The sequence below is a fragment of the Nocardia asiatica NBRC 100129 genome (genome assembly GCF_000308415.1).
GTDB classification, from domain to species: Bacteria; Actinomycetota; Actinomycetes; order Mycobacteriales; family Mycobacteriaceae; genus Nocardia; species Nocardia asiatica.
Genome location: NZ_BAFS01000018.1, coordinates 22,057 through 29,470, shown reverse-complemented (window position 1 = coordinate 29,470; position 7,414 = coordinate 22,057). Strand labels below are relative to the sequence as shown.

General features: G+C 67.8%; 6 protein-coding genes and 1 pseudogene. 5 read left to right on the top strand and 2 right to left on the bottom strand.

Features of this window, described 5'->3' with window-relative positions:
- Positions 1 to 223 (bottom strand): NAD(P)H-dependent oxidoreductase (locus ON27_RS02265; RefSeq protein WP_043718565.1); only part of this gene is annotated, 223 nt, incomplete at its 3' end.
- Positions 224 to 329: 106 nt separating this feature from the next.
- Between ON27_RS02265 and ON27_RS02260 the strand changes: the two genes are divergently transcribed.
- The 5 genes and pseudogenes from ON27_RS02260 (at position 330) to ON27_RS44575 (ending at position 4,335) form a co-directional block, all read left to right on the top strand.
- Positions 330 to 947, top strand: a complete 618-nt coding sequence (locus ON27_RS02260) for a TetR/AcrR family transcriptional regulator (RefSeq protein WP_043718563.1) — start codon at positions 330 to 332, stop codon at positions 945 to 947.
- 840 nt (positions 948 to 1,787) lie between these two features.
- Positions 1,788 to 2,513, top strand: a pseudogene (locus ON27_RS45330) (histidine kinase dimerization/phosphoacceptor domain-containing protein); the annotation flags it as partial.
- 1,132 nt (positions 2,514 to 3,645) lie between these two features.
- Positions 3,646 to 3,936 (top strand): response regulator transcription factor, encoded by a 291-nt coding sequence (locus ON27_RS44585; protein ID WP_245559752.1) that lies wholly within the window; start codon positions 3,646 to 3,648, stop codon positions 3,934 to 3,936.
- Positions 3,833 to 4,081, top strand: coding sequence for a response regulator (locus tag ON27_RS44580; protein ID WP_245559756.1), 249 nt, complete (start codon positions 3,833 to 3,835; stop codon positions 4,079 to 4,081). Before ON27_RS44585 ends, ON27_RS44580 begins: the two co-directional genes overlap by 104 nt.
- Entirely contained in the window at positions 4,081 to 4,335 is a 255-nt protein-coding gene (locus ON27_RS44575; RefSeq protein ID WP_245559755.1) for a response regulator transcription factor, read from the top strand. Before ON27_RS44580 ends, ON27_RS44575 begins: the two co-directional genes overlap by 1 nt.
- A 269-nt stretch (positions 4,336 to 4,604) precedes the next feature.
- Here the strand turns inward: ON27_RS44575 and ON27_RS02245 are convergent, their stop codons facing one another.
- Positions 4,605 to 7,160: an ATP-dependent Clp protease ATP-binding subunit gene (locus tag ON27_RS02245; protein WP_043718560.1), complete on the bottom strand. Its 2,556-nt coding sequence runs from the start codon at positions 7,158 to 7,160 to the stop codon at positions 4,605 to 4,607.
- Positions 7,161 to 7,414 lie beyond the last annotated feature (254 nt).

The window sequence follows — 7,414 nt, the reverse complement described above, 5'->3', positions numbered from 1 at the left end:
GGTCACCGAGCCGGTCCAGGTCCGTACTCGGCAAGGTGAGAACCGCGTCGCACAACTCGGTCCACGCCGCACCGATGAACGGCACCGGATCGGCCGCGAGGTCACGGTAGTGGTAACCGCCTTCGGGAAGTCGCGTGCGCCATGCGTCGGCGAAAGCGGCGCTCAATTCCCGGCTGATCGACTGTCGGCGGGCGCTGGCGTCGAGGTGCAACAACGTGCTCATGATGAACCTTCACCTAACTGGACGTAGTGTCCGATTCGTTCTCGTCGACCATAGGACACATGTGGACATACTGTCCACTTATCTCGTAATCGGATACAGTCACGGCATGGAACCCCGATCCGACTTGCTCGCCGCCGGGCCGGGCCCGTCGGCGGCCCCCGCGGAACGCGCGGACGCCGCACGCAACAGGGCCAAGGTGCTCGCCGCCGCCGCGGAGCTGTTCGCCACCCGGGAGCCCCGCGCGGTGACGATGGACGACATCGCCAAGGCCGCGGGCGTCGGCCGCGGCACCCTGTACCGGCGCTATCCGGACACCCATTCGGTCGCGGTAGCCCTCTTGGACGAACACGAACGGGCGCTGCAAGAAAGACTGCTCTCCGGCCCGCCGCCGCTCGGTCCCGGCGCTCCGCCGGCGCAGCGGCTGGCGGCGTTCTACGCCGCGATGGTCGAATTGCTGGACACGCACGCACATCTGGTTCTGGGAGCCGAGATAGGCGGAGCGCGTTACACGACGGGGGCCTACGGCTTTTGGTACGCGCATGTGCGGGCGCTGTTGATCGCGGGCGGAATGCGTGAGCCGGACGCCATGGTCGATCCGCTTCTCGCCCCGCTGGCAGCCGAGGTCTATCGGCAACAGCGCGAGCGCGGACTGACCTCCGAACAGATCACCGATGCACTCCGCTCGATCGCCGCGTCAGTACTCCGTGCTCAGGGTTTCACATGACTCGTGACTCGTGACTCGTGACTCGTGACTCGCGGCTCACGGCTCACGGCTCACGGCTCACGGCTCACGGCTCACGGCTCACGGCTCACGGCTCAGGAACCGGGGGGCACGAACCGTGGGTCACGCCTCACCGGTCCCCCAGCCCACTCACGACACACGAACCGCGGGCCACGCCTCATAGTTCCACGCCTTATGGGTCACGCCGCCCGCGAACCACGAACTACGGGTCACGGGTCACGAACCCCGAGCACACGGGCCGTGTCTCACGGGAATTACTGCTCTCGGCTCTCCAACGGCGGCCCCTGCCTCACGGGACTCACAGACCACGTCCTCCGACTCACCGCTCACGACACCTGGGCCGCCCTCACGAGACTCACCGCTCACGAGCCGGGGGCAGGCCTCACGGGTCACGGACTCACAGCACACGGACCACGCCTTACGGACTAACAGCTCTCCAACGGCCGACCGTGCCTCACGAGACCCACAGACCCACCGTCCACGCCTGCTCCGACTCACCGCTCACGACACATGGGCCACGCCTCACCAGACTCACGGCTCACGGGCCGCGCGGCACGGGGCACGAATTCACAGCAGTACGGGCCACGCCTCACGGGACTCACGGGGTCGCGAGCCGGGGCATGCCTCACGTGTCACGCCGACACGGACCACCGACCACCGACCAGCATCCCGGAGGCGGGGCAAGCGGAAGCGGCGATGCCACTTGATCCGGTTCGACGTCCGGCAAATCTCCGAATCGGTGCGATTCCCGCGAAATAGGTTCCCAGGCGGACGTCGAATCACGACCGAGCCGCATAGGCTACGTGCGTGCGGGTGGCAGGGATGACGGATCGAAGTTCGGTCGGCTGGGACTGGGGGGTCGCGCTCGTCGTGGCCGCCGTGCAGTTGGTCGGCGGCACCTTCGCGAATATGCGGCAGACGGGGGTGCATTCGCTCGACGTCGTCGGTTATGTACTGCTGCTGGCCGGGCCGGTGGCGCTGATCTGGCGGCGCGTACAACCGGTGCCCGTGCTGATCGTGACGCTGGCCGTGTGCGTGGCGTATCTCGCGTGCGGCTACGGATACGGGCCGATCTTCCTCGCGCTGGTCGTCGCCTTCCTCACCGCAGCGAGCGCCGGATCACGGTGGTGGACTTACCCGCTCGTCCCGATCGGATATCTGACGCTGGTCTGGCTGCTGCCCGCGCTGCTCGGCCACGCCGCGCACCTGTGGCAGATCTTCGGGTTGTCGGCGTGGCTGGTCGTTCTGCTGCTAGCGGCCGAGGCGATCCGGCAGCGCAAGGCCGTGCTCGTCGCGCGCAGGCAGCGCGCCGAAGCCGCGCGCCGGGACGAGCAAGCGCAGCATGAGCGGCGGGCCAGCGAGGAGCGCCTCGCCATCGCGCGGGAACTGCACGACGTGCTGGCACACAGTCTCTCGATGATCAACGCGCAGTCCTCCGTCGCGCTGGAACTACTCGACAAGCGCCCGGAGCAGGCCGAGACGGCACTCACCGCGATCAAGAACGCCAGCCACGACGCGCTCACCGAGGTGCACACGCTGCTGCACACCATCCGCTCCGGCACCGCCACGGCCGAGGACGAGGAGCAACCGGCCACGGCCGACGCCGCCCCGGAGGAGACCAGCCGACGCCGCAGCCGCCGATCCGCACGCAACCGCAATACGGCTGCGCCCGAGCGTGCTTCGAGCGACGGTGACAGCGTCGAGGGCCCGGGCGAGGCAGCGGTCGAGCCGCCGCCCGCCCCGCGCACCCCCTCGCCGAGCATCGGAGACTTGGACGATCTGTTGCTGCGCCCCCGCACCACCGGATTGACGGTCAACACCCGGATCATCGGCACACCGCAACAGCTGCCCAGCGTCATCGACGTCGCGGCGGCGCGGATCGTCCAAGAGTCGCTGACCAACGTGCTGCGTCACGCGCCCGGCGCGGACGCGACGGTGACCGTGCGCTACAGCGCCGACTCGGTCGACATCACCGTCGACAACACTCGGCCGACCAGTGCCACCGCACGCTCCGGCACCAGCGGCGGCAATGGCATCATCGGCATGCGCGAGCGCACCCACGCGCTCGGTGGCGCCCTCACCGCGGGTCCGCGCCCCAGCGGCGGATTCCGGGTCGCGGCCCGGCTGCCCACCCAGGCACCTGAACCGGGAGCCACATCGCCGACCGAGAGCACATCGCGATCGCGAAACCTGCCCCCATCGACGCCTACCGCCACTACGGCAGAGAAGGCAACAGCGGCCGGCAAGGCACGGCCTACGACCCTTGCGGAGATCACGAACGCAAGCCCGGCCGAGCCGCGAACTGCCACGCCGACACGGACCACACCAGCGGGCGGTGAAACACCGCGCACCACCCCCACGGACACCACAGACGCGCACTTCGCCGAGCCGCGAACTACTGCCACACCGGCGGGCAGCAATGCACCGCAGACGACCTCGGACATCGCCGACGCGAACCGCCGGGTCTCGTACAACGGCGGGCGGACCACAGCATCGGCCGGCAGAGGCGGCCGGGCGAACGAGCACCCGGGCCGGTCGCGCGCGGCGATGACGCCACTACACGACCCGGCCGACGGCGAAGGAGACGCGACGCGCGACGACTCCGTCCGCCCGGGAACGGCGCCGGGGCAGAGGGCCGTCCGGCGACATACGGGTTCTCGTTGCCGACGACCAGGCATTGGTGCGCGGCGGCTTCGTCGCGCTGCTGAATGCCAAGGACGGCATCGAGGTCGTCGGCGAGGCGGACAACGGCGAGCAGGCCGCGCGCATGACCCACGTCCTGGGCCTGGACGTGGTCCTGATGGACATCCGCATGCCGATCCTGGACGGCTTGGCCGCCACCCGCGTGATCGCCGAGGTCGGCCGGGGTGCGCGTGGTAGTGCTGACCACGTTCGAGCTCGACGAGTACGTCTTCGAGGCGCTGCGCTCCGGCGCGACCGGATTCCTGGTCGAGCACACCGAACCGGCTGATCTCGTGCGTGCCGTCCGCATGGTGGCCGCAGGTGATGCCCTGCTGTCCCCGTGCGTGACCTGGAGGTTGATCGCGGAATTCTCCGCGCGCGCGAAAACCACCGGCCACGCTCGCCGAACTCACCCGACCGCAAGCGCGAAGTGATGACTTCGGTCGCCGAGGGCCTGACCAACGCCGAGACCGGTGAACGCCTCTACATGAGCCCCGCCACCGCCCGCACGCACGTCAGCCGCATTCTCACCGAACTGAACGCCAGAGACCGCACCGAACTGGTGGGTCCTTGGCCTACGAATCGGGGTTGGTCTGCCCGGGCTGGCAGTAACCGAACAGGAACGCCGCCATTATCCGCCGCGGCATGGCGATACGCCGTTCGCAGCACCTCGATATCGCAGCAATAGCAATTTTCTAGCAATCGTAAATTTTCAGGACCGATGAGCCCTGGCAATTATCTGGTAAATCACTGCGGGGACCGCACCCGGGCGTATTCCGAGCGAAGAAGCGCACCCGACGCCTCCGGTATGCCCTTCGGCGCCATCTTTCGGCATGAATATTTTCACTCGCCCCGCGACTGCGGGTTTTCGGCCGACCACCACGACGGCCGACAGCCCGATCGAGAAAAAGCCCGTGCCCACCGTCATCCGGTGGACACGGGCCTTCGAGTCGCGACTTACTCGCCCGAGGCGGCCTCGGTGGAACCTTCCGCCGCGCCGGTCAGCACGACTTCGGGCTTCTCTTCGGTCTGGGCCTTGGTCAGCTTCGCCTTACCGGTGAAGGTGAACTTGGCGTCCTCGCCGGAGCCCTCGCCGTCCCAGCCCTCGACGTCGACCGAGATGGTCTGGCCGGGGCCGATCTCGCCGAAGAGGATCTTCTCCGACAGCTGGTCCTCGATCTCGCGCTGGATGGTGCGGCGCAGCGGCCGGGCACCGAGCACGGGGTCGAAGCCACGCTTGGCCAGCAGGTTCTTGGCGTTTTCGGTGAGTTCGATCGCCATGTCCTTGTTCTTCAGCTGCGTGGCGACGCGGTTGATCATCAGGTCCACCATCTCGACGATCTGCTCGGTGGTGAGCTGGTGGAAGACGATCACGTCATCGATGCGGTTGAGGAACTCCGGCCGGAAGTGCTTCTTCAGTTCGTCGTTGACCTTGAGCTTCATCCGCTCGTAGTTCGAGCCCTCGGCATTGCTCTGCGTGAAGCCGAGGCCGACGGCCTTCGAGATGTCCGAGGTGCCGAGGTTCGAGGTGAAGATCAGCACCGTGTTCTTGAAGTCCACGGTCCGGCCCTGGCCGTCGGTGAGACGACCGTCCTCGAGCACCTGCAACAGGGTGTTGTAGATCTCCTGGTGGGCCTTCTCGATCTCGTCGAACAGCACCACCGAGAACGGCTTGCGGCGCACCTTCTCGGTGAGCTGGCCGCCCTCCTCGTAACCGACGTAGCCCGGAGGGGCACCGAACAGCCGCGAGGCGGTGAAGCGGTCGTGGAACTCGCCCATGTCGATCTGGATGAGCGCGTCGTCGTCGCCGAACAGGAAGTTCGCCAGCGCCTTGGACAGCTCGGTCTTACCCACGCCGGACGGACCGGCGAAAATGAACGAGCCGGACGGACGCTTCGGGTCCTTCAGGCCGGCCCGGGTGCGGCGGATGGCCTTCGAGACGGCCTTGACCGCGTCCTCCTGGCCGATGATCCGCTTGTGCAGCTCGTCCTCCATGCGGAGCAGACGGGTGGTCTCCTCCTCGGTGAGCTTGAAGACGGGGATACCGGTCCAGTTCGCCAGCACCTCGGCGATCTGCTCGTCGTCGACCTCGGCCACGACGTCCAGGTCACCCGAGCGCCACTGCTTCTCCCGCTCGGCCCGCTTGGCGACGAGCTGCTTCTCCTTGTCGCGCAGCCGGGCGGCCTTCTCGAAGTCCTGCGCGTCGATCGCGGACTCCTTCTCCCGGCGCGCCTCGGCGATCTTGTCGTCGAACTCGCGCAGGTCCGGCGGAGCGGTCATGCGACGGATGCGCATCCGAGCGCCCGCCTCGTCGATCAGGTCGATCGCCTTGTCCGGCAGGAACCGGTCGTTGATGTAGCGGTCGGCCAGGGTGGCGGCGGCCACCAGCGCGCCGTCGGTGATGGAGACCCGGTGGTGGGCCTCGTAGCGGTCGCGCAGACCCTTGAGGATGTTGATGGTGTGCTCGACGGTCGGCTCGCCCACCTGCACCGGCTGGAACCGGCGCTCGAGGGCGGCGTCCTTCTCGATGTACTTGCGGTACTCGTCGAGCGTGGTCGCGCCGATGGTCTGCAGTTCGCCGCGGGCCAGCTTCGGCTTCAGGATCGAGGCCGCGTCGATGGCGCCCTCGGCGGCGCCCGCACCGACCAGCGTGTGCAGCTCGTCGATGAACAGGATGATGTCGCCGCGGGTGTTGATCTCCTTGAGCACCTTCTTCAGGCGCTCTTCGAAGTCGCCGCGGTAGCGGCTGCCCGCGACCAGGGAACCCAGGTCGAGGGTGTAGAGCTGCTTGTCCTTCAGCGTCTCCGGGACCTCGCCGTTGACGATGGCCTGCGCGAGCCCCTCGACGACGGCGGTCTTGCCGACGCCGGGCTCGCCGATCAGCACCGGGTTGTTCTTGGTGCGGCGGCTGAGCACCTGCATGACGCGCTCGATCTCCTTCGAGCGGCCGATGACTGGGTCGAGCTTGCCCTCCAGCGCGGCCTGGGTCAGGTTGCGACCGAACTGGTCGAGCACCAGCGAGGTGGACGGAGTGCCCGCCTCACCGCGCGAACCGGACTCGACCGGCTCCTTGCCCTGGTACCCGGACAGCAGCTGGATGACCTGCTGGCGCACACGGTTGAGGTCGGCGCCCAGCTTCACCAGCACCTGCGCCGCCACGCCCTCGCCCTCACGAATGAGGCCGAGCAGGATGTGCTCGGTGCCGATGTAGTTGTGACCGAGCTGCAGCGCCTCGCGAAGGCTCAGCTCCAGCACCTTCTTGGCGCGCGGGGTGAACGGGATGTGACCGGACGGGGCCTGCTGGCCCTGGCCGATGATCTCCTCCACCTGGCTGCGCACGCCTTCCAGCGAAATGCCGAGCGACTCCAGCGACTTGGCCGCGACGCCCTCACCCTCGTGAATCAGCCCCAGCAGGATGTGCTCGGTGCCGATGTAGTTGTGGTTGAGCATCCGGGCCTCTTCCTGGGCCAGGACGACGACACGCCTCGCGCGGTCGGTGAACCTCTCGAACATCGCTCCCTCACTCTCCTGCTCCGACATTCTGGCAACAGACGCCGCAGTGTGCTGTGTACAACAACCGTGGGCGTCAGCCTGCCATGAAGCCCGGGGGTTGCGGCCCCCGCCTCCACTCTAGTTGGCGGGAGATGCCGCCGCCGCCGGTCCACCCTATTGCCGACCGGCAGCAGCACGGTCATTCACTCATAACGTGGGCGGCGGGGGATTCGTTTCCGGCCGGGTTTTGCCCTCAGCGAACAGAACACTCGCCG